The organism is Paracoccus sp. NFXS7, assembly GCF_040148865.1.
Classification (GTDB): domain Bacteria; phylum Pseudomonadota; class Alphaproteobacteria; order Rhodobacterales; family Rhodobacteraceae; genus Paracoccus; species Paracoccus marcusii.
On sequence record NZ_JAKEKV010000003.1, the window covers coordinates 198,100 to 218,660 of the forward strand.

The 20,561-nt window shown below is 68.9% G+C and carries 24 protein-coding genes; 16 read left to right on the top strand and 8 right to left on the bottom strand.

Annotated elements, in window-relative coordinates; genetic code table 11:
- Nucleotides 1-5 precede the first annotated feature (5 nt).
- Complete coding sequence (gene mog, locus LZ686_RS07825; RefSeq protein ID WP_349547439.1) at nt 6-542, bottom strand: molybdopterin adenylyltransferase; 537 nt, start codon at nt 540-542, stop codon at nt 6-8.
- Complete coding sequence (locus LZ686_RS07830; protein ID WP_148911464.1) at nt 539-1,768, bottom strand: argininosuccinate synthase; 1,230 nt, start codon at nt 1,766-1,768, stop codon at nt 539-541. Before LZ686_RS07830 ends, mog begins: the two co-directional genes overlap by 4 nt.
- A gap of 105 nt (nt 1,769-1,873) precedes the next feature.
- On the opposite strand from LZ686_RS07830, the gene LZ686_RS07835 reads away from it, so the two are divergent.
- Both LZ686_RS07835 and ilvA read left to right on the top strand, forming a co-directional pair.
- Nucleotides 1,874-2,602 carry a hypothetical protein gene (locus tag LZ686_RS07835; RefSeq protein WP_349547440.1) on the top strand — a complete coding sequence of 243 codons (729 nt, stop codon included), beginning with the start codon at nt 1,874-1,876 and terminating at the stop codon, nt 2,600-2,602.
- Between the two features lie 38 nt (nt 2,603-2,640).
- The gene (ilvA, locus tag LZ686_RS07840; RefSeq protein ID WP_045983339.1) at nt 2,641-3,882 is read left to right on the top strand and encodes a threonine ammonia-lyase IlvA; all 1,242 of its coding nucleotides are present in this window, start codon (nt 2,641-2,643) and stop codon (nt 3,880-3,882) included.
- Here ilvA and LZ686_RS07845 read toward each other — a convergent pair whose 3' ends face one another.
- Complete coding sequence (locus tag LZ686_RS07845; protein WP_252928448.1) at nt 3,883-4,242, bottom strand: Hpt domain-containing protein; 360 nt, start codon at nt 4,240-4,242, stop codon at nt 3,883-3,885.
- A 122-nt stretch (nt 4,243-4,364) separates the two neighbouring features.
- On the opposite strand from LZ686_RS07845, the gene LZ686_RS07850 reads away from it, so the two are divergent.
- Nucleotides 4,365-5,651, top strand: a complete 1,287-nt coding sequence (locus LZ686_RS07850) for a PP2C family protein-serine/threonine phosphatase (protein ID WP_045999970.1) — start codon at nt 4,365-4,367, stop codon at nt 5,649-5,651.
- Here the strand turns inward: LZ686_RS07850 and LZ686_RS07855 are convergent.
- The gene (locus LZ686_RS07855) at nt 5,648-6,091 is read right to left on the bottom strand and encodes an NUDIX domain-containing protein (protein WP_349547441.1); all 444 of its coding nucleotides are present in this window, start codon (nt 6,089-6,091) and stop codon (nt 5,648-5,650) included. The genes LZ686_RS07850 and LZ686_RS07855 overlap by 4 nt on opposite strands.
- A 153-nt stretch (nt 6,092-6,244) precedes the next feature.
- Between LZ686_RS07855 and hslO the strand changes: the two genes are divergently transcribed.
- The 6 genes from hslO (at nt 6,245) to LZ686_RS07885 (ending at nt 12,643) form a co-directional block, all read left to right on the top strand.
- Nucleotides 6,245-7,273: an Hsp33 family molecular chaperone HslO gene (gene hslO / locus LZ686_RS07860; RefSeq protein ID WP_349547442.1), complete on the top strand. Its 1,029-nt coding sequence runs from the start codon at nt 6,245-6,247 to the stop codon at nt 7,271-7,273.
- Nucleotides 7,270-7,854: an NUDIX hydrolase gene (locus LZ686_RS07865; RefSeq protein WP_349547443.1), complete on the top strand. Its 585-nt coding sequence runs from the start codon at nt 7,270-7,272 to the stop codon at nt 7,852-7,854. The genes hslO and LZ686_RS07865 overlap by 4 nt, the downstream gene beginning before the upstream one ends.
- Complete coding sequence (locus LZ686_RS07870) at nt 7,851-8,996, top strand: CCA tRNA nucleotidyltransferase (RefSeq protein WP_349547444.1); 1,146 nt, start codon at nt 7,851-7,853, stop codon at nt 8,994-8,996. Before LZ686_RS07865 ends, LZ686_RS07870 begins: the two co-directional genes overlap by 4 nt.
- Nucleotides 8,993-10,837 (top strand): ABC transporter ATP-binding protein, encoded by a 1,845-nt coding sequence (locus LZ686_RS07875; RefSeq protein WP_349547445.1) that lies wholly within the window; start codon nt 8,993-8,995, stop codon nt 10,835-10,837. The genes LZ686_RS07870 and LZ686_RS07875 overlap by 4 nt, the downstream gene beginning before the upstream one ends.
- Nucleotides 10,834-12,057 (top strand): class I SAM-dependent RNA methyltransferase, encoded by a 1,224-nt coding sequence (locus LZ686_RS07880; RefSeq protein WP_349547446.1) that lies wholly within the window; start codon nt 10,834-10,836, stop codon nt 12,055-12,057. The genes LZ686_RS07875 and LZ686_RS07880 overlap by 4 nt, the downstream gene beginning before the upstream one ends.
- Nucleotides 12,058-12,121: 64 nt before the next feature.
- Entirely contained in the window at nt 12,122-12,643 is a 522-nt protein-coding gene (locus LZ686_RS07885) for a L,D-transpeptidase family protein (protein ID WP_045981359.1), read from the top strand.
- A 42-nt stretch (nt 12,644-12,685) separates the two neighbouring features.
- Here LZ686_RS07885 and dalA read toward each other — a convergent pair whose 3' ends face one another.
- The 3 genes from dalA to LZ686_RS07900 form a co-directional block, all read right to left on the bottom strand.
- Nucleotides 12,686-13,201 (bottom strand): divisome-associated lipoprotein DalA, encoded by a 516-nt coding sequence (gene dalA, locus LZ686_RS07890; RefSeq protein ID WP_045999965.1) that lies wholly within the window; start codon nt 13,199-13,201, stop codon nt 12,686-12,688.
- Nucleotides 13,202-13,290: 89 nt separating this feature from the next.
- On the bottom strand, nt 13,291-14,331 hold the full coding sequence (gene hemH, locus LZ686_RS07895) for a ferrochelatase (RefSeq protein WP_194886209.1): 1,041 nt from the start codon (nt 14,329-14,331) through the stop codon (nt 13,291-13,293).
- Nucleotides 14,328-15,152: a class I SAM-dependent methyltransferase gene (locus LZ686_RS07900; protein ID WP_295166911.1), complete on the bottom strand. Its 825-nt coding sequence runs from the start codon at nt 15,150-15,152 to the stop codon at nt 14,328-14,330. Before LZ686_RS07900 ends, hemH begins: the two co-directional genes overlap by 4 nt.
- 31 nt (nt 15,153-15,183) lie before the next feature.
- On the opposite strand from LZ686_RS07900, the gene LZ686_RS07905 reads away from it, so the two are divergent.
- The 4 genes from LZ686_RS07905 to LZ686_RS07920 are packed head-to-tail and all read left to right on the top strand — an operon-like array spanning nt 15,184 to nt 17,546.
- Nucleotides 15,184-15,918 (top strand): ComF family protein, encoded by a 735-nt coding sequence (locus LZ686_RS07905; RefSeq protein ID WP_127897819.1) that lies wholly within the window; start codon nt 15,184-15,186, stop codon nt 15,916-15,918.
- Nucleotides 15,919-15,947: 29 nt separating this feature from the next.
- Entirely contained in the window at nt 15,948-16,205 is a 258-nt protein-coding gene (gene grxC / locus LZ686_RS07910; RefSeq protein ID WP_045981364.1) for a glutaredoxin 3, read from the top strand.
- 8 nt (nt 16,206-16,213) lie between these two features.
- Nucleotides 16,214-17,083 (top strand): carbon-nitrogen hydrolase family protein, encoded by an 870-nt coding sequence (locus tag LZ686_RS07915; protein WP_349547497.1) that lies wholly within the window; start codon nt 16,214-16,216, stop codon nt 17,081-17,083.
- Nucleotides 17,058-17,546 carry a MarR family winged helix-turn-helix transcriptional regulator gene (locus LZ686_RS07920; RefSeq protein ID WP_273744335.1) on the top strand — a complete coding sequence of 163 codons (489 nt, stop codon included), beginning with the start codon at nt 17,058-17,060 and terminating at the stop codon, nt 17,544-17,546. Before LZ686_RS07915 ends, LZ686_RS07920 begins: the two co-directional genes overlap by 26 nt.
- Before the next feature lie 4 nt (nt 17,547-17,550).
- On the opposite strand, the gene ubiG is transcribed toward LZ686_RS07920, so the two are convergent.
- Nucleotides 17,551-18,291 carry a bifunctional 2-polyprenyl-6-hydroxyphenol methylase/3-demethylubiquinol 3-O-methyltransferase UbiG gene (gene ubiG / locus LZ686_RS07925; RefSeq protein ID WP_273744334.1) on the bottom strand — a complete coding sequence of 247 codons (741 nt, stop codon included), beginning with the start codon at nt 18,289-18,291 and terminating at the stop codon, nt 17,551-17,553.
- 51 nt (nt 18,292-18,342) lie between these two features.
- On the opposite strand from ubiG, the gene pip reads away from it, so the two are divergent.
- From pip to rimP, 3 genes are all read left to right on the top strand, one after another.
- Complete coding sequence (gene pip / locus LZ686_RS07930) at nt 18,343-19,335, top strand: prolyl aminopeptidase (RefSeq protein WP_045999959.1); 993 nt, start codon at nt 18,343-18,345, stop codon at nt 19,333-19,335.
- Entirely contained in the window at nt 19,332-19,796 is a 465-nt protein-coding gene (gene tspO / locus LZ686_RS07935) for a tryptophan-rich sensory protein TspO (RefSeq protein WP_341872756.1), read from the top strand. Before pip ends, tspO begins: the two co-directional genes overlap by 4 nt.
- Before the next feature lie 130 nt (nt 19,797-19,926).
- Nucleotides 19,927-20,559, top strand: coding sequence for a ribosome maturation factor RimP (rimP, locus tag LZ686_RS07940; protein ID WP_045999958.1), 633 nt, complete (start codon nt 19,927-19,929; stop codon nt 20,557-20,559).
- Nucleotides 20,560-20,561: the final 2 nt, after the last annotated feature.

The following is a 20,561-nucleotide window of genomic DNA, read 5'->3' on the forward strand; positions in this document are numbered from 1 at the left end:
GGCGGTCAGGTCGATTTGGGACGAAAGGCCTGGATCCGTGCAGGATCGGTCTCGATGCGCGCCGCACCCATCAGGTCCAGACAGTAGGGGACAGCGGCAAAGACCGCATCCAGGCAGGTGGCGATGGCCGAAGGCTTGCCGGGGATGGTGATGATCAGGCTGCGCCCGCGGATCGCCGCGGTCTGGCGCGACAGGATGGCGGTCGGTACCTCGCGCAGGGAGGCGCGGCGCATCTCCTCTCCGAAGCCGGGCAGTTCCTTGTCCATCACGTCGGCCACGGCCTCGGGCGTCAGGTCGCGCGGTGCGGGGCCGGTGCCGCCGGTCACCAGGATCAGGTCCGCGCCCCCATCGGCCAGATCGCGCAGGGTGCTGGCGACGCTGTCGCGGCCGTCGGGGATGATGTGGCGTTCGATGGCCATGGGCGAGGTGACGACACCCCGCAGCCAGGCCTCGGCGCCGGGGCCGCCCTTGTCCTCGTACTCGCCTCGCGACGCGCGGTCGCTGACGGTCACGATGGCGATGCGGGCGGCCCCGGCGGTCATTTCGCCACGCGGGCGTTGCGGTTCGCGATCAGCTTCAGGCGCAGCGCGTTCAGGCGGATGAAGCCTGCCGCGTCCTTCTGGTCATAGGCGCCCGCGTCGTCCTCGAAGGTCACATGCGCCTCGCTGTACAGCGAGTGATCCGACCAGCGGCCCACGCAGGTCGCCAGACCCTTGTAGAGCTTCAGCCGCACCGTGCCGGTCACATGCTCTTGGCTCTTGTCGATCAGGGCCTGCAGCATCTCGCGCTCGGGCGAGAACCAGAAGCCGTTATAGATCAGCTCCGCATAGCGCGGCATGATCGAATCCTTCAGGTGGCCCGCACCGCTGTCCAGGGTGATCTGCTCGATCCCGCGATGGGCTTCCAAGAGAACCGTGCCGCCCGGCGTCTCATAGATGCCGCGCGACTTCATGCCGACAAAGCGGTTCTCGACGAAATCCAGACGGCCGATGCCGTGCCGGCCGCCCAGTTCGTTCAGCTTGGTCAGGATCGTGGCGGGCGACATGGCCTCGCCGTTGATCGCCACCGCATCGCCCTTCTCGAAGGTCACCTCGATGAACTCGGGCTGATCGGGCGCGTCCTCGGGGTTCACGGTGCGCTGATAGACGTAATCGGGCGCGGCCTCGGCAGGGTTCTCCAGCGCCTTGCCCTCACTCGAGGTGTGCAGCAGGTTCGCGTCCACACTGAAGGGCGCCTCGCCGCGCTTGTCCTTGGCGATGGGGATCTGGTTCTTCTCGGCGAACTCGATCAGCTTGGTGCGGCTGGTCAGGTCCCATTCCCGCCAGGGCGCGATCACCTTGATCGACGGGTCCAGCGCATAGGCCGACAGCTCGAACCGGACCTGGTCGTTGCCCTTGCCCGTCGCGCCATGCGCCACCGCATCCGCGCCCGATTCCTGCGCGATCCGCACCAGATGCTGAGAGATCAGCGGCCGCGCGATCGACGTGCCCAGCAGATACAGCCCCTCGTACAGCGCATTGGCCCGGAACATCGGGAAGACGAAATCGCGCACGAATTCCTCGCGCACGTCGACGATGTGGATGTTCTCGGCCGCGATGCCCAGCATCAGCGCCTTTTCGCGCGCGGGCTCCAGCTCCTCGCCCTGGCCCAGATCGGCGGTGAAGGTCACCACCTCGCAGCCGTATTCGGTCTGCAGCCATTTCAGGATGATCGAGGTATCAAGCCCCCCCGAATAGGCGAGGACGACTTTTTTCGGCGCGTCGGACATGCGGTTAACCCTTCGTCGAAGTTTCAGCGGGAATACGGCGATTTGCGCGTTGTCACAAGGGTTCGGGGGCGATTAGGGTCTGGGCGATTTCAAACGAGTGATTTGATGCTGGCCTTTCGCCTTCTCCGCCATTCCATTCTGCAGCTGACCGGCAATCTGGGCGCGGCGCTGACGCTGTCGGTTCTGCCGCTGTTGCTGGCCGCCCTCGGCATCGGCATCGGGATGGCCGCGCGCCAGGCCCTAGCTGTGGGCGATCCGCCCGGGATCATTGTCGCAGTGGTGGCAGTGGCGATCGTCGCGACCTTCGTGCTGGCCTTCGTCAGCCTGGCTGCATCCTGGCATCGTCACGTCCTCCTGGGGGAATGCCCGAAGGTCTTTCGCAGCATCGGAGGTTCCGAGGCGCGCTATTTCTGGGCGGCGGTCAGGATGAGCCTCGTCATCATGCTGATCGTCTTCATGCCCATGATCCTCATCGTGGCGCTGACCTCGGCGTTGAACGGCAGCATCTACGTCACCATGCTGGCCAGCCTGATCATCGGGATCGCGGTGGCCATCATCGGCCTGCGCCTTGGAACAGGGCTGGCCGGGGCGGCCATCGGCGCCGCAAAGCCGCTGACGACCGGCTGGAAGGGGACGGAATCCTGTCTGGGCACCCTGCTCCTTCTGGCCGTGTTCAGCCAGATCCTGCAGACCATTCTGAACCTTGCGTCGCAGATCCCCGGTCTGGTGGGGCTGGTGGCCACGCTTCTGGCTGCCTGGCTGGGCACCCTGCTGTCGCTGTCGATCATCACCACGCTCTGGGGGCATTTCGTCGAGGGTCGCGCGCTGCGCTGACCCTTGCCAACAGGCCCGTTTCGCGGCATGGGCGGGGCATGGAAAACTTTGTCGCCGCCGTCCGTCTGGCCGAGGCCGCGCTTCGCGACCTGTTCGAGCCTACGCCCCTGCAACGCAACGACCATCTGTCGGCGAAATACGGCGCCGACATCTGGCTCAAGCGCGAGGACCTGACCCCCGTGCGCAGCTACAAGCTGCGCGGGGCGTTCAACGCGATGCGCAAGCAGGTCACGCCCGGCGCGCCCGGGCATTTCGTCTGCGCCAGTGCGGGGAACCATGCCCAGGGCGTGGCCTATGCCTGCCGCCATTTCGGCGCGCGCGGCACGATCTTCATGCCGATCACCACGCCGGGACAGAAGATCGACAAGACCCGCATGTTCGGCGGAGACGCGATCGAGATCGTGCTGAAGGGCGACTATTTCGACCAGACCCTGGCCGCGGCCCAGGCCTTCTGCGCCGAACAGGGCGCGCAGTTCCTGTCGCCCTTCGACGCCCCCGACGTGATCGAGGGGCAGGCCACAGTTGGCATGGAGATGCTGGCGCAGCTTGGCCGCGCGCCCGACCTGGTCGTGCTGCCCGTGGGCGGGGGCGGCCTGTCTGCCGGCGTCACCAAGCTGCTGGCGACCCAGGCGCCGGACACCCGCTTTGCCTTTGCCGAACCCCTGGGCGGCGCCAGCCTCAAGGCCGCATTGCAGGAGGGGGCGCCCGTGGCCCTGCCGGCGGTGGACAGCTTCGTCGACGGTGCCGCGGTCGCGCGCATCGGGGCCCTGCCCTTCGAGGCGCTGCAGCGCTTTACCCCCGCCGACGTCTATCTGGCCCCCGAGGACCGCATCTGCCGCACCATGCTGGAGATGCTGAACACCGAAGGCGTGGTGCTGGAACCCGCGGGCGCGCTGGCGTTGGACGTGCTGGGTGATCTGGGCGACCTGTCCGGCAAGACCGTCGTCGCGGTCTGTTCGGGCGGCAATTTCGACTTCGAGCGCCTGCCCGAGGTCAAGGAGCGGGCCCAGCGGTTCCAGGGCGTGAAGAAGTATTTCGTGCTGCGCATGCCGCAGCGCCCCGGCGCGCTGCGCGATTTCCTGGACCTGCTGGGACCGAACGACGACATCGCGCGGTTCGAATACCTCAAGAAATCCGCCCGCAACTTCGGTTCGGTTCTGATCGGGATCGAGACGTCGGACCCGGCCAACCTGATCACGCTGATGGCGCGGCTGGACCGATCGGGCTTTGCCTATCGCGACATCACGAACGACGGCATCCTGTCGGAACTGCTGGTCTGATCACGACGCCCGGGCGGCGACCTGACCGCCCTGGTCGCCGTCCATGACATGCGGCAGGTCGCGCAGGAACAGCTGCTTTGTATGGCCGAAGCTGGCGCGCAGTGCCGCGGGGGCCAGGGCCGTCTGGTCGCCGCGGGCCAGCTGCTGTTCGGCGCGCAGGCACTGGGCACAGAACTCGGTGAAGCCGATGTTCAGCGCCAGGCCGCGCAGCAGGTGCAGGTCCTCGGCCAGGTGCAGGGTGCGGCTGTCCAACGCGAACAGATGCGCCTCGATCTCGACCAGGATCATGTCGATGATGGGCAAAAGCTCCTCGGGGCCAAGCTCGTCGCGCAGCTCGATCACGCGGTTCCAATCGATCATTCCCCAAACCCTTCGAATCGCTGACATGCCCCTGTCTAGCGCGGCCGCGTTGCGAAAAGTTTAACCGCGAGAAACGGGGCGGTTTACCCGAAATTTACGACCGGCACGCTATGCATGGTCCCATGACAGCCGCGAATCGCCCCTCTCCCCTCTCCGACACGGCACCGCCCAAGCAGAAGCGGCTGGTGCTGCTGGTCGATGACAGCGCCGCGCAACGCCGGCTGCTGGCGCGGCTGCTGAAACGCGGCGGCTATGACGTGATCGAGGCCGCCAACGGGGCCGAGGCGCTGCAGCTGTGCGAAAGGCTGGCCCCGGACCTTGTGCTGTCGGACTGGGTAATGCCCGAGATGACCGGCCTGCAGTTCTGCGCCGCGTTCCGCCAGTTGTCGCGCCCGAACTATGGCTATTTCGTGCTGCTGACGTCGAATGCCGACGCCCATGCCATCACCGAGGGCTTGCAGGCCGGCGCCGACGATTTCCTGACCAAGCCCGTGGCGCCCCAGGAACTGCTGGCGCGCCTTGCCGCCGGCGAGCGCATCCTGCGCATCGAGGAGGAGCTGCGCGCCAGCAACACCCAGCTGCGCCAGGCCCTGTCGCAGCTGTCCGAGACCCAGGCCGCGATGGAACGCGACCTGCGCGAGGCGCGCAAGCTGCAGCAGGGGCTGGTGCGCGAACGCTCCGGGCGGTTCGGCCAGATCGAGATCAGCCTGCTGTTGCGCCCGGCGGGCCATATCGGCGGCGACCTGGTGGGGTTCTTTCCCATCGGCGACGACAGGCTTGGCCTCTATGCGCTGGACGTATCGGGGCATGGCGTGACCGCGGCGCTGCTGACGGCGCAGCTGTCGGTGCACCTGTCGGGGTCGTCCGACCAGAACATCGCGCTGCGCGGCGCGCTTGGCGGGGCGGATGCGGGGGGGCCGGCGGCGCTGGCACATTTCTTCAACACGATGATGCTGGAGGAGATGAACACCGACACCTACTTCACCATGATCTATGCCGAGCTGAACCACATGACAGGGCACCTGCGCATGGTCCAGGCGGGGCACCCCCACCCCGCGCTGCAACGGGCCGACGGCACGGTGACGCATCTGGGCGCGGGCGGCATGCCGATCGGCGTCTTCGAAAGCCCGCTTTTCGACGAGATCGACATCACCCTTGGTCCCGGCGACCGTCTGCTGATCGCATCCGACGGCATCACCGAGGCCACGACCCCCAACGGCCGCCAGCTGGGCAATGACGGGCTTGAGGCGGTGATGCGCACCAACGCCTTCCTGAACGGCCATTCCTTCCTGGAATCGATGGCCTGGTCGGTGTCGGAATATTGCCGCGGCGAACGGCAGGACGACATGTCCGCGGTGCTGGTCGAGTTTCGTGGCACGGGCAAGGTCATCCGCCTGGACGACGGCTAGCGTCCCGCCAGCCATCCCGACAGCGCCGCACGCGACCCCGGATCAGCCAGCGCGTCCATCGCCTGCGCGGGCGTCATCCAATGCGCACTGTGTCCCGGTTCGGTCGGCGGCGACAGGCGGCTGATCGGCCGTGCCACCCAGATCTGACAGCGCTTTTCGGCGTGCATGTCGTAATCGGGCATGAAGCAGAACCGCCGATAGCTGCCCAGATAGCGCGGCGCGCCGATGGTCCAGCCGGTCTCCTCGGCCACCTCGCGGTGCAGGGCCGCCAGGGCGTGCTCTCCGGGGTCGATGCCGCCGCCGGGCAGCTGGAATTCAGGTTCGGGCGCCTGCTGATGCGTCAGCAGGATGCGCCTGTCGCGCCACAGGATCGCATACGCGCCGGGCCTGCGGCGATAGCGGGGTCCGGTCAGCGGCGGTTGTCCGAAACGCGGGATCATGGGGCACCTGTCTGATTGCCCGCCCGTGATAGCCCGGACCGGGCGTGGCGGAAAGCGGCGTGCCCGGGCCCCCTTGGGATCGGCGGAAAATGCCTTATATTGGGCGCAACCGGGCGCGCAATGTCGGCGCCGACACCACCTCAAGGATCAATCATGAGCAAGATCAACCAGATCGCCTGGGACGACACCGTACTGCCCTTTCAACTTGACCGCAGCTCCATCCGGGGCCGCGTGGTGCGTCTGGACGGCGTCTTGGACCATATCCTGTCGCGTCACGATTATCCGCCCGCCGTCAGCGCCATGGTCGCCGAGATCGCGCTGCTGACCGCGCTGATCGGCCCGACCGTCAAGCTGCGCTGGAAGCTGAGCCTGCAGGTGCGCGGCAACGGCGCGATCCGCACGCTGGCCGCCGACTATTTCGCCCCCGAGGGCGAGGGCAAGCCCGCCCGCATCCGGGCCTGGGCCAGCTTCGATGCCGACCGCCTGGACGCCCGCACCCCCTTCGAGCAGATCGGCGAGGGCTATTTCGCCATCCTGATCGACCAGGGACCGGGCAGCACCCCCTATCAGGGCATCACGCCGCTGACGGGCGGATCGCTGTCGGCCTGCGCGCAGACCTATTTCGCGCAATCCGAACAGCTGCCGACGCGGTTCCAGCTGGCATCGGGTCAGTCGCGCCTGTCCGGTCAGGACGCGCAGTGGCGCGCCGGCGGCATGATGCTGCAGACTTTGCCCGGCAATCCGGCGCAGCCGACCGAGGGCGGCAGCGGCGAGGGCGGGCTGATCGAGGCGGCCGACATCCTGCAGGGCGCGGAATCCGAGGATTGGAGCCGGGCCAACATCCTGCTGGACACGGTCGAGACGCTGGAGCTGATCGGCCCCACTGTCGGCCCGACCGACCTGCTGCTGCGCCTGTTCCACGAGGAGACGCCGCGGGTCTTTGACGCGCACCGCGTGGAGTTCGGCTGTTCCTGCGACGCCGACCGGGTGCGGGGCACGCTGTCGATCTATTCGGCCAAGGACATCGGGCACATGACCACCCCGGAGGGGACCGTGACCGCCGATTGCCAGTTCTGCGGCGCGCATTACGTCTTCGACCCGCAAAGCCTGGGCTTCGAAGCGACGGTGGATGCCGACGGCAACCCCCTGCCCGACAGCGACAGCGACAAGGCGGCCGAGTGACGGAGTGGTCCGAATCCCGCCTGCGCGACGCCCTGCGTCGCGCGGCGGACCCCAGCTCCGACTATGACCTGAACCCCGAAGCCGCGCCGCCGGACGCGCCCCTGCGCCCGGCGGGGGTGCTGGCGGCGTTTCGCGCCGATGACGGGCGCCTGGTCCTGACCAAGCGCGCGTCGGGGCTGCGCCACCATCCCGGCCAGATCGCCCTGCCCGGCGGCAAGGTCGATCCGGGCGACGCCGATGCCGTCGCCGCCGCTCTGCGCGAGGCGCGCGAGGAGATCGGCCTGGACCCCTCCCAGGTGCGCGTGCTGGGCTGCCTGCCGCCGCACCGCACCGTCACAGGCTTTTCCGTGACCCCGGTTTTGGCCGTGATCGACGGCCCCTTCGCCCCCGTCCCCGACGCCGGAGAGGTGCAGGAGGCGTTCGACCTGCCCTTTGCGCATGTCGCCGACCCCGCCCGCTATCGCGTCGAACGCCGGCGCTGGCGCGGCGGCTGGCGCAGCTATCACGCGGCGCCGTTCGGGCCCTATTACCTGTGGGGCGCGACCGCGCGCATCCTGCTGGGACTGGCGCGGCGCCTATGACCCGGTTGCCCGCGCATGTGCTGGAGGATGCCGCCCTGATCCGGGTGCTGGACGCGCTGCAGGCAGAGGGCGATCACGCCTATCTGGTGGGCGGCGCGGTGCGCAACGCGCTGTTGGACCAACCCATCGACGACATCGACATCGCGACCGACGCCCTGCCCGACCGAGTGACCCGGCTGGCACATGCTGCGGGCCTCCGTGCGGTGCCCACGGGCATCGACCACGGCACCGTGACGCTGATCGCCGGCGGGCGCGGGTTCGAGGTCACGACCTTTCGCCGGGACGTCGACACCGACGGTCGCCATGCCGTGGTCGCGTTCTCGACCGACCTGGCCCAGGACGCGGCGCGGCGCGATTTCACGATCAACGCGCTTTACGCGGGCCGCGACGGGGTGGTGATCGATCCGATGGGCGGCCTGCCCGATCTGGCCGCGCGTCGCCTGCGCTTTGTCGGCGACGCCCACGCGCGGATCACCGAGGATTACCTGCGCATCCTGCGCTTCTTCCGCTTTCTGGCCCGCTATGGGCAGGATGCCGACCCGGCCGCCGTTGCCGCCTGCGGCGCGCATCGCGACGGCCTGTCGCGCATCGCCCGCGAACGCATCGGGGCGGAACTGAAGAAACTGCTGGACGCGCCCGACCCCGGCCCGGCGGTCGCGCTGATGGACCGGACGGGGGTGCTGCATCAGTTGCTGCCCGGTGCCGATGCCGCGCGCCTGCAGGCGCTGCTGGACGCCGAACCCGCACCCGGCGGCTGGCTGCGCCGTCTGGCGGCGCTTGGTCCGGTCCAGCCCGACCTGCGCCTGTCGCGCGCCGATCAGCGCGCGCTGGCGGCGCTTGACCGGGCACGAGGCTGGTCGCTGGACCGCGCGGCATGGCACCTGGGCGCGGATGCCGCGACCGACCATGCCGCCCTGATGGCCGCCGACGGCCACCCGCTGCCCCCCGACTGGCAGGCCCGCATCGCGCGGGCGACCCGGTCCCCCCTGCCCGTGGCCGCCGCCGACCTGGCCCCGCTGCAGGGGCCTGCCTTGGGACGGGCGCTGAAGGCCGCGGAGGAGGCGTGGATCGCGTCGGCCTTCACCCTGCCCGCCCCTGCCCTGATCGACGCGGCCCGCCTGGCCGGGAAGGACGACGAATGAGCCTGCACACCCGCTTCGGCCGCATGGTCGACGCCTTTCGCCCGGCCGAGGGCGCGCCGCCCGCCACGCTGATGGCCTTCTTCCGCTGGTGCCTGTCGGGCGCCTGGCCGGGGCTGGGGTTTGCCGCCATCGCCTCCGCCCTGGGCGGGGTGGCGGATGTCGTCTCGGCGCTGCTGCTGGGGATGGTCGTCGATGCGGTCACGACCAGCGCGCCCGGCGTCTTCTGGGACCAGAACTGGAGCCTGGTCGCGCTGTTCGCGGGGTTCTTCCTGGTGGTGCGCCCGGCGATCTATGGCCTGTCCACGGCCAGCTCGAACGTAATCATCGGACCGAACATCCTGCCGTTGGTGCTGTCGCGCCTGCATCGCTGGACGATGGGACATGCGGTCACCTTCTTCGACAACGACTTTGCCGGGCGGTTGGCGCAAAAGCAGATGCAGACCGCGCGCGCGGTGACCGATGTCGCATCCGAGATGGTGAACGTGGTGGCATTCGCCCTGGCATCCGTGCTGGGATCGGCGGCCTTCCTGCTGGCCGTCGATGGCTGGGGCGCGGTGGCGCTGCTGGTCTGGCTGGCGGCCTATTTCGCGCTGATCCGGTTCTTCCTGCCGCGCATCCGCGCGAAATCGGGCGCGCGCGCATCGGCGCGGGCCAATGTCACCGGACAGGTCGTCGACACCATCACCAACATCAAGACGGTCAAGCTGTTCGCCCATGCACAGCATGAGGATCAGGCCGCCCTGGGCGCGATGGCCGGGTTCCGCGAACGCGCGCTGGATTTCGGCGTCGTCTCGACCTGGTTCCGGCTGTCGCTGATGGTCGTGGCGGGGATCCTGCCGGTGATTTTGGTCGGCGGCGCGATCCTGCTGTGGCGCGACGGCACCGCGACCGTGGGCGACGTCGCCGCCAGCGGTGCCATCGCCATGCGCCTGTCGCAGATGACCGGGTGGGTCAGCATGGCCCTGATGGGCATGTGGGGCAGCATCGGAGAGGTCGAGGACGGGATGAAGACCCTGTCACCGCCCCATGCCCTGACCGACCGCCCCGGCGCCCGGACCCTGTCGCGCGTGCAGGGCCGGATCGAGTTCGACCATGTCGAATTCGCCTATGGCCGCGACGCGGGCGGCATCCGCGACCTGACGCTGACCATCCCGGCCGGAGAGAAGATCGGCATCGTCGGCGCGTCCGGCGCTGGCAAGACCACGCTGGTCGGCCTGCTGCTGCGGCTCTACGATGTCGAACGGGGCACCATCCGCATCGACGGCCACGACCTGCGCGATGTGACCCAGGAAAGCCTGCGCCGCCAGGTGGCGATGGTCACCCAGGACACCGCCATGTTCAACCGATCCGCCCGCGACAACATCCTGTACGGTCGCCCCGACGCGACGCAGGACGAGGTCGTGGCCGCCGCCAAGGCGGCCGAGGCGCACGACTTCATCCTGACGCTGGAGGATTACGCGGGCCGCACCGGGTATGACGCCTATCTGGGCGAACGCGGCGTCAAGCTGTCGGGCGGCCAGCGCCAGCGCATCGCCCTCGCCCGCGCCTTCCTCAAGGACGCGCCGATCCTGGTCCTGGACGAGGCGACCAGTGCGCTGGACAGCGAGGTCGAGGCCCAGGTCCAGGATGCCCTGACCCGCGCCATGCGCGGCAAGACCGTGCTGGCCATCGCGCACCGACTGTCCACCATCGCCGAACTGGACCGCATTCTGGTGATCGAGGACGGGCGCATCGTCGAACAGGGCGGTCATGACGACCTGCTGGCCCGCGACGGCCGCTATGCCCGCTACTGGAACCGCCAGTCGGGCGGTTTCCTGGGCACCGAAGAGGCTGCCGAATGACCCAATGGACGATCGAGCGGCTTGGCCGCAAGGGCGACGGCGTGGCCCTGTCGGGCGACGCCCGCGCGCTGGCCCCCCTGGTCCTGCCCGGAGAGGTCGTCGAGGGCGAGGCCCTGGACGGCCGCATCGCCGCCCCGCGCATCGTCACCCCGTCCCCGGACCGCATCCGCCCCGTCTGCGGCCATTACCGCGCCTGCGGGGGCTGTTCGCTGATGCACGCGACCGACGCCTTCACCACCGCCTGGAAGACCCAGGTCGTGCTGACCGCGCTGGCGGCCCAGGGGATCACGGCGCCTCTGCCGCAGGTCCACGTGTCGGCGCCGAACAGCCGCCGCAGGGCCGTGCTGTCGGGGCGGCGCACGAAGAAGGGTGCGACCGTGGGGTTTCATGGCCGCGCATCCGACGTGATCGTCGATCTGACCGAATGCCACGTGCTGCGCCCGCAGATCCTGTCCGCGCTGCCGCTGCTGCGCCGCATCGTCATCGCCGGGGCGTCGCGCACGGCGGAACTGTCGCTGGTCGTCATCCATGGTCCGGCCGGGCTGGACGTCGCCGTGCGTGGCGGCAAGCCGATGGACCCTGCGCTGTTCCAGGCTCTGGCCGCCCTCGCGGACGAGGGCGATCTGGCGCGGCTGGACTGGGATGGCCAGGCCATCACCCGCCGCGCGCCCGCCCTGCCGATGGGGCGCGCGCATGTCGTCCCCCCGCCCGGTGCCTTCCTGCAGGCCACCACCCAGGGCGAGGCCGCACTGCTGGCTGCGGTGCGCGACACCGTGGCGGGCGCGTCAAAGGTCGCCGATCTTTTCGCGGGCTGCGGGACCTTCACGCTGCCTTTGGCGGAACGGGCCTCCGTCCATGCGGTCGAGGGGCTGGCCGCACCCTTGTCCGCCCTTGATTCGGCGTGGCGGGCCACGTCCGGCCTGAACCGTGTCACGACCGAGGTCCGCGATCTGGCCCGCAGGCCGCTGATGCCCGATGAACTGGGCCGGTTTGACGCGATCGTGATCGACCCGCCCCGCGCCGGGGCCGAGGCGCAGATGCGTCAGATCGCCGCCGCTCGCGTCCCGGTGGTGGCGGCCGTGTCCTGCGACCCCGTCAGTTTTGCCAAGGATGCGCGGATTCTGGCCGATGCCGGCTATGGCATCGATCGGCTGTGGGTGGTCGACCAGTTCCGGTTTTCCCCGCATGTCGAACTGGTGGCGGCGTTAACGCACCGCTAGGCAGGCATGGTGTATCCGTGATATTCCGGGCCCATAAAAAATCAAAAACGCTTCAGAGGCAGTGATGATCAGAACCACCCGTCGGACGTTCACGATTTCGATGCTGGCCCTGCTGGCTGCCTGTGGAAAGCCGCAGCAACCCAGCAAGTTCCAGCGCTATTCCGGGCCGCCGATCACCCAGGTGCAGGTGAACAAGGGTCAGCGTCGCATGCACCTGTTCAGCGGCAGCACGCCGGTCCGGTCCTATGACATCAGCCTGGGCAACCAGCCGGTGGGGCACAAGCAGTTCTCGGGCGACGGCAAGACCCCCGAAGGCGTCTATTACATCGACCGCTTCAACCCGCGCAGCGCGTTCCACCTGTCGGTGGGCATCTCGTATCCGAACCCCAACGACCGTGCCTTCGCCGAGCAGTACGGCATGGATCCGGGCGGCGACATCTTCATCCACGGCCGCGGCCCCCAGGGCAACAACCTGTTCCCCCGCCAGCGCGACTGGACGGCCGGCTGCATCGCCGTCACCGATGAGGAAATCCAGGAAATCTATGCGATGCTGATGCCCGGCACGCCGGTCGTCATCTATCCCTGACCCCCGCGACCGATGCGGCCCCGCATGGGGGCCGCCCGAGGCCTAGCGTCCGGTCAGCAGCGTCCACCAGACCTTGCCCGACGGCTCCTTGAACCAAGCAAAGCCCAGCTGCGTCGCGGTCGGGTCCATGATCACGTCGCGGGTGTCGCGCGTGGACATCCATGCGGCCAGCGTCTCGATCTCGTTCTCGTAGGTCTCCGAGATGTTCTCGCCGATGATCTCTCCGCCGAACCCCTGACGCTGCGCCCGGTCAAGGGGCGACGATCCGTCCGACCCCCAGTGCCAGGCCCGGTTCTGGGCCGACATGTCGCGCGAATGGACCAGCGACGCTGCCTCCAGCGCGGGGCTGGGCTGCAGCGGGGACAGGCCGATGTTGCCGCGCAGCGTGTTGATCTGCTGCAGCACGCGCCCCGCGATTGCTGCGTTGTCGTCGACCACCGGCGCCGCCGCCGCGGCCGGGTCCATGGGCATGGCCATCGGCGCAGGCGCCAGGTTGCGCGGGCCGCACGCACCCAGCACGATCAGGCCCAGAATCGCAAGCGCGTTGATTTTCTTCATGTTCCGGCCACTCTCCTCGCGCACATGGCCTAGTCCTATCCAATGCCTCGCACCGGATCAAACCCAACTTGGCGTGAACGCGCCGACGCTCAGCGCGGCTGCACCCAGCCGCCGATGTTCTCGCGCACCACCTCCAGCATGACGCGGATATGGGCGGGGTCGTCGTTCAGGCAGGGGATGTACTGGAATTCGTGCCCCCCGGCCTCCTCGAAGGCCTCCTTGATCTCGCCGTTGATCTCCTCCAGCGTCTCGATGCAGTCCGACGAGAACGCCGGAGAGATCACCGCGATGTCGGTATGGCCCTGCTTGGCCAGTTCGGCCACATGCTCGACCGTATAGGGCTTCAACCACTCCTCGCGGCCGAAGACCGACTGGAAGGTCGTGTCGATGATCCCCTCGGGCCAGCCCAGCTCCTCGCGCAGCAGGCGCGACGTCTTCTGGCACTGGCAGTGATAGGGATCGCCCTGCATCAGATAGCGCTTGGGCATGCCGTGATAGCTGGCGACCAGCTTCTTCGGCACTTTGCCGTCCAGCGCGCGGCGCACGCTGTCGGCAAGCGCCTTGATGTAGTCGGGGCGGTTCACATAGGGCTCGACCGTGCGCACGGCGGGCTGCCAGGTCTCCTTCATCAGGACGCGGAACAGCTGGTCGTTGGCCGTGGCCGAGGTCGGCCCCGCATATTGCGGATAAAGCGGCAGGAACACGATCCGCCGACAGCCCGCATCGACCATCCGTCGCACCACGTCCCCGGTCGATGGATTGCCATAGCGCATGCAGAAATCGACCATCACCTGATCGCCCCATTCGTCATGCGCCATCTGCGCCAGCGCGCGGGTCTGGGCCTTGGTGATGGTCAGCAGCGGGCTTTCGTTCGCCTCGTGGTTCCAGATAAGCTTGTAGTTCTTGCCGGAACTGAACGGCCGCTTGGTCAGGATCACCCCCTGCAGCAGCGGCTGCCAGATCAGGCGGTTCACGTCGACGACGCGGCGGTCGGACAGGAACTCGTTCAGATAGCGGCGCATCGACCAGTAGTCATAGCCGTCCGGCGTGCCCAGATTGGCGATCAGGATGCCGGTCTTGGCAGGCTTGACCGCGGGATGGTCGGCAGGCGCGTGGGTGGGTCTCATCATGACTTCCTGAGTTTTGTCAGCGCATCGGCCAGCGAGGTGGTGGCCGATCCGGGGCGCAGGGGCTTTGGCTGGCTGTCCGAGGGCGCCCAGCCCGTCAGAAAGACCAGATCGAAGGTGACGGCGACACGGGACGGATCGTCGCGGTCGGGACTGTGGGCGGCCAGCAGATCGGCGGCACGGGCCAGCACGGCGCGCGGGGTGGGCCGGCGCAGGCGCGCGGCCATCGCGTTGCCCTCGCCCATCGCACGCAGGTCGCGGCCCAGATGGAACAGGTCGCGATAGCTGGCGCGCTGTGGCAGCAGGTCGGCCACCGGCAACGCCAGTCCCGCACGGGCCAGCAGGCCGCCCAGGTCGCGGATCTCTCCCATCGGCAGGATCCGGGGCGACAGGCCACCGGTGATCTCGGTCTCGGCCTGGGCCAGGGCGGCGCGGGGTTCGGACAGGGTCTGGCCGCCGAACAGGACGCCGATGAACAGCCCGTCCTCGCGCAGGGCGCGGCGGCACTGCACCATCTGCCCGACCGGATCGTCCGCCCAATGCAGCGACAGGGCGTGAATCACCAGGTCATGCGCGCCTGGTTCCAGGTCCAGCACCGGGTCGTCCGCCACCACCCGCGCATCGGGAAAGCGCGGGCCCCAGATGTCGGGAAAACCGGTCACCAGGGCAGGGGCCGTAAAGGTTCTGTTAACCTCGGCCAGCCTATCGTGGATCTCGTCCGCGGCGATCTGGTGGAACAGGTCGACCATGCCGTCCCGTTGGGCGCGGCGGCGCTGGCGGGTCAGGGCGATGCGGTCGGTCAGGGCGGGTCTGGGGTCACTCATGGGACGGGAACATAAGGTGCTTTCGGGGGCGATGAAAGCCGCGCTGCGGTTGTTCTATCCGCCCCAATGCCTGTCCTGCGGCGCGGGGGTGGCCGACGGGGGCGCGGGCGCCGTGCATCTGTGCGCCGACTGCTGGCCCGAGGCTGCCTTCATCACCGGCGCCTGCTGCGATTGCTGCGGGGCGCCGCTGCCCGATGACGGGTCGGGCACTGACATGGTGCTGGTCTGCGACGACTGCCTGGGCGCGGTGCGGCCCTGGACGCGGGGGCGCGCGGCGATGGTCTATGGCGGCACCGCGCGCAGGCTGATCCTGGCGCTGAAGCATGGCGATCGGCTGGACCTGGCCCCGCCCATGGCCGCGTGGCTGGCGCGGGCGGCGGCGCCGCTGGCGATGCCCGGCATGATCGTGGCCCCGGTGCCCCTGCACCTGCGCCGCCTGGCGAAGCGCAAGTACAACCAATCCGCGCAGGTGTCGGGCCGGGTGGCGCGCACCCTGGGGCTGGATCACCAGGCCGACCTGCTGGTGCGGGTGCGCCACACGCAGGCGCAGGACCATCGCGGCGTCGCCGACCGCTATGCCAACCAGCAGGACGCCCTGGCCGTGCATCCGCGTCGCGCGGCAGGCGTGGCGGGGCGGCCGGTGATGCTGATCGACGACGTGATGGCGTCGGGGGCCACGATCCACGCGGCGGCGCTGGCGCTGCTGGCGGCGGGATCGGGACCGGTTTCGGTGGCGGTGCTGGCACGCGCGGTCAAGGATCACTAGATAGGGGGCAGCCACCAAAAAGGACCGCCATGAGCATCGAGATCTATACCACCCGCACCTGCCCCTTCTGCATCCGCGCCAAGCAGCTTCTGGACCAGAAGGGTGCGTCCTATACGGAAATCGACGTCGGCGCCGACCCGGCGCTTCGCGACAAGATGACGAAGCGCGCGGGCAAGCGCAGCGTGCCGCAGATCTTCGTGGGCACCACGCATGTCGGCGGCTGCGACGACCTCTATGCGCTGGAGCGGTCGGGCAAGCTGGACCCGCTGCTCAAGGGCGCCGCCTGATGGGCGCGCTGACCGTCGGGCTGATCCAGCTGACGGTCGGCGACGACCCGGTCGCGAATCTTGGCCCCACGATCGCCCTGATCCGCAAGGCCGCGGGCGGGGGCGCGCGGCTGGTCCTGACGCCCGAGGCGACGAACCTGCTGTCCCCCGACCGCACGCGTCAGGCCGCGCTGCTGCGCCCCGAGGATCAGGACGCGACCTTGGCCGCCCTGCGGGCCGAGGCGCGCGCGCTGGACATCTGGCTGCTGGTCGGATCACTGGCCCTGGCCAGCGGCGACGCGGACGGGCGGTTCGCGAACCGCAGCCTGCTGATCGCCCCCGACGGGACGGTCGCGGCGCGCTATGACAAGCTGCACATGTTCGACGTGACCATCAGCGACACCGAATCCTATCGCGAAAGCGCCGCCTATCGCCCCGGTGACCGGGCGGTCACGGCCCCCGCGGCCGGGACGGTGCTTGGCATGACGGTCTGCTATGACCTGCGCTTTCCGCACCTGTACCGGTCGCTGGCGCAGGCAGGCGCGCGCATCCTGACCGTGCCGTCGGCCTTCAACCCGGTCACGGGGGCCGCCCATTGGGAGCCCCTGCTGCGCGCCCGCGCGATCGAGACAGGGTGCTTTGTGCTGGCGCCCGCGCAATGCGGCACCCACCCCGCGCCCCACAGCCAGGACCGCCCCGCCCGGCGCAGCCACGGCCATTCGCTGGTCGTCGACCCCTGGGGCCGGGTGCTGGCCGATGGCGGGGACGATCCCGGCATCACCATTGTATCCCTTGACCTTTCGGCGGTGGATGAGGCACGGTCTCGCATTCCCTCGCTGTATCACGACAGGCCCTTTGCGGCCCCGGAAGGCCATGACGACACCTGCGCCCAACCCTGACAAAGCCGCCGAGGCCCGGTCCACCGACCGGCTGGCCGCAAGCCTGTTCGCCGAGGTGCTGATCGCCGACCAGCTGTCGCGCAACCTGATCGGCAAGGCGCTGCCCAAGGGGATGCAGATTTCGCATTTTTCGGTGCTGAACCTTCTGGCCCACGTGAACGAGGAACGCACCCCCGCCCAGCTGGCGGCGGCGTTCCACATCACGCGGGGCGCGATGACCAACACGCTGGCGCGGCTGGAATGGGCGGGCCATGTGCACATCCGCCCCGATTGGGACGATGCACGGCGCAAGTTCGTGTCAATCAGCACGGCGGGCCGGGCGGCGCGCGATCAGGCCATCGCGGGCTTCATGCCGCTGATCGCGGGCGTGGTGCGCGACATCGGCGCGGAACGGGTGCGCGGCGCCCTGCCCGTCCTGCGCGAGCTGCGCCTGCGGCTGGAGGCCGACCCGCCCAAGCCCTGAGGCCTCAGGCCCGACGTGCCGTCATGATGTAGTTCACCGCCAGGTCGCGATCCGACATCGACCAGCCGAAGGTGATCGGGTTGAACACCATCCCCTTGCGGTCCGCGACCATCAGCCCCGCCGCCTGCGCATGGGCGGCCAATTCGTCCGGCGTGATGAAGCGTGCCCAGTCATGCGTGCCGCGCGGCAGCCAGCGCATGATCCATTCCGCCCCGATGATCGCCGCGCCGAAGCTGCGCGCGGTGCGGTTCAGCGTCGACAGGATCAGCAGCCCGCCGGGGCGCAGCAGGTCGTGGCAGGTCGCGACGAAGGCCGCGGGGTCGGCGACATGTTCGACAATCTCCAGCGCCAAAACCGCGTCAAAGCGTTCGCCCGCCGCGACCAGCGCCTCGGCCGTGGTGGCGCGGTAATCGATCGCCAGCCCCTGCTGGTCGGCATGGGTCTGGGCCACGGCGATGTTCACCTGGGTCGCATCCGCGCCCACCACATCCGCGCCCAAGCGCGCCATCGGTTCGCTGGCCAGCCCGCCGCCGCAGCCGATGTCCAGCACCCGCAGCCCCGCGAAGGGCCGCAGGCTGCGCCGGTCGCGCCCGTATTCGGCCGCGATCTGGTCGCGGATATAGTCCAGCCGCAGCGGATTCATCAGGTGCAGGGGGCGGAACTTGCCGTTGGGATCCCACCATTCGGCGGCCATCGCCTCGAATTTCGCGATCTCGGCCTGGTCGATGCTGCTGGGCGTGGTCATTGGGGGGCGGTCCTTCTGGCGGGCGGCGTTGTCTGTGCTTATAGTGGCAGGATGGACCGATTGGCAGGACAAATCTCCGCGTCACATGGCCGCCTTCACCCGGCGGTCGAACCCTTTGCCCGCCACGAGATCGACGTGGGCGACGGCCACATCCTGTACGCCGAGGAATGCGGCAACCCGCAGGGCCGGCCCGTTCTGGTGCTGCATGGCGGGCCAGGCGGCGGGTGCAGCCCCTATATGCGGCGCTTTTTCGACCCGGCGCATTACCGGGTGGTGCTGTTCGATCAGCGCGGCTGCGGGCGGTCGCGGCCCACCGCGTCGGTGCGGGCCAACACCACTGCGCATCTGATCGACGACATCGCCCTGATCCGCGCGCGCCTTGGCATCGACCGCTGGCTGCTGTTCGGCGGCAGCTGGGGGGCGACGCTTGCCCTGGCCTATGCGCAGGCGCATCCGGACCATGTCACCGGGCTGGTGCTGCGCGGGGTGTTCCTGGGGATGCGGTCCGAACTGGACTGGTTCTATGGCGGGGGCGCCGCGCGGTTCTTTCCCGACCTGTGGGAGCGCTTTCAGGAGCCGATCCCCCCATCCGAACGCCAGGACATGATCGGCGCCTATCACCGGCGGCTGTTCGACGACGACCTGGGCCGTCAGGCGCGATTCGCGCAGCCCTGGCTGATGTGGGAAAACGCGCTGGCGGGGCTGCAGTCGCAGGCCGCGGGCCATGCCCCCGCCGATTACGCCCGCGCCTTTGCCCGGCTGGAGAATCACTATTTCAGCAACGGCTGCTTCCTGGACGAGGGGCAGCTGCTGCGCGACCGCGGGCGGATCGAACACCTGCCCGCGATCATCGTCCAGGGCCGCTATGACATGGTCTGCCCGCCCGTCAGCGCGCACCGGCTGGCCCAGGGGTGGGACCGGGCCGAACTGCGCCTGGTCCCGGCATCGGGCCACGCCCTCTCCGAACCCCGCATCACCGCAGAGCTGGCCGCCGTCATGGACGGCATCCGCGACGAAGACCGCAGCCGGAGGGCGCCCCGTTGATCCTGTTCCCGGTCTTCCTGCTGGCCAGCGTCGCCGCCGCTGCGACCGGCGTCATCTTCAAGCCCGGCGCATGGTATGACGGGCTGCGCAAGCCCGGCTTCACCCCGCCGAAATGGGCCTTTCCCGTGGCCTGGACATTGATCTACCTGCTGTCGGCCGCGGCCGCGACACGTGTGGCCGGCCTGCCCGGCGCGGGGGCCGCGCTGGCCCTGTGGGCGGCGCAGATCGCACTGAACACGCTGTGGACGCCGGTCTTCTTCGGGGCGCGGCGGATGGCCCTGGGCATGGCGATCATCGCCACGCTGCTGGTGACGGTCGCCGCCATGACGGTGACCTTCTGGTCGCTGGACCGGATCGCGGGGGCGATGCTGCTGCCCTATCTGGCCTGGCTTGGCGTCGCGTCGGGACTGAACTGGCGCATCTGGCGCGACAACCCCGCCGTGCCGCGACCCGCCGCCTAAGATCGCTTGCATTCGCGCCCGTCTCCGGCTATAGGACCGATCAACAGCGGTGCAGGCGTCCAAACCCTGCCCACCGGAACTTCCGCATGGGGCCCGCTGACGGCCCCTTTTTCCTGTCCAAGAGGATCTGATGTCCGACGATCTGCCCGTCACGAACGACCTGATCGCCAAGACCGCGATCGACCGCCGCCTGGCCGAGATCATCACCCCGGTGATCGAGGATCTGGGATACGAGCTGGTGCGCGTCCGCCTGCAGGGCGGCAAGACCGCCACGCTGCAGATCATGGCCGACCGCCCCGAGGGCGGCATCAACGTGGACGACTGCGCCCAGATCTCGACCGCGGTCAGCGCCACGCTGGATGTCGAGGACCCGATCGAGGACAACTATCACCTCGAGGTGTCCAGCCCCGGCATCGACCGTCCCCTGACCCGCCTGAAGGACTTTGGGACATTCGAGGGCTATGAGGCGCGGCTGGACCTGAACCAGGCGATCGACGGGCGCAAGAAGTTCAAGGGCGTCCTGGCGGGCGTCGAGGGCACCGAGGTGCTGATCAACATCGAGGACAAGGGCCAGACCCACACGATCGGGCTGGATTTCGACCTGCTGTCGGATGCCAAGCTGGTCCTGACGGACGAGCTGATCAAGGAAATGCTGCGTCAGAAGAAGGAAGCCGGGGTCGAGATCGACAACCTGGACGAGACCGCCTTCGACGAGATCGAAACCGATGATGACGGCGCGACCGCCGTGCAACCCAAGGAGTGAGT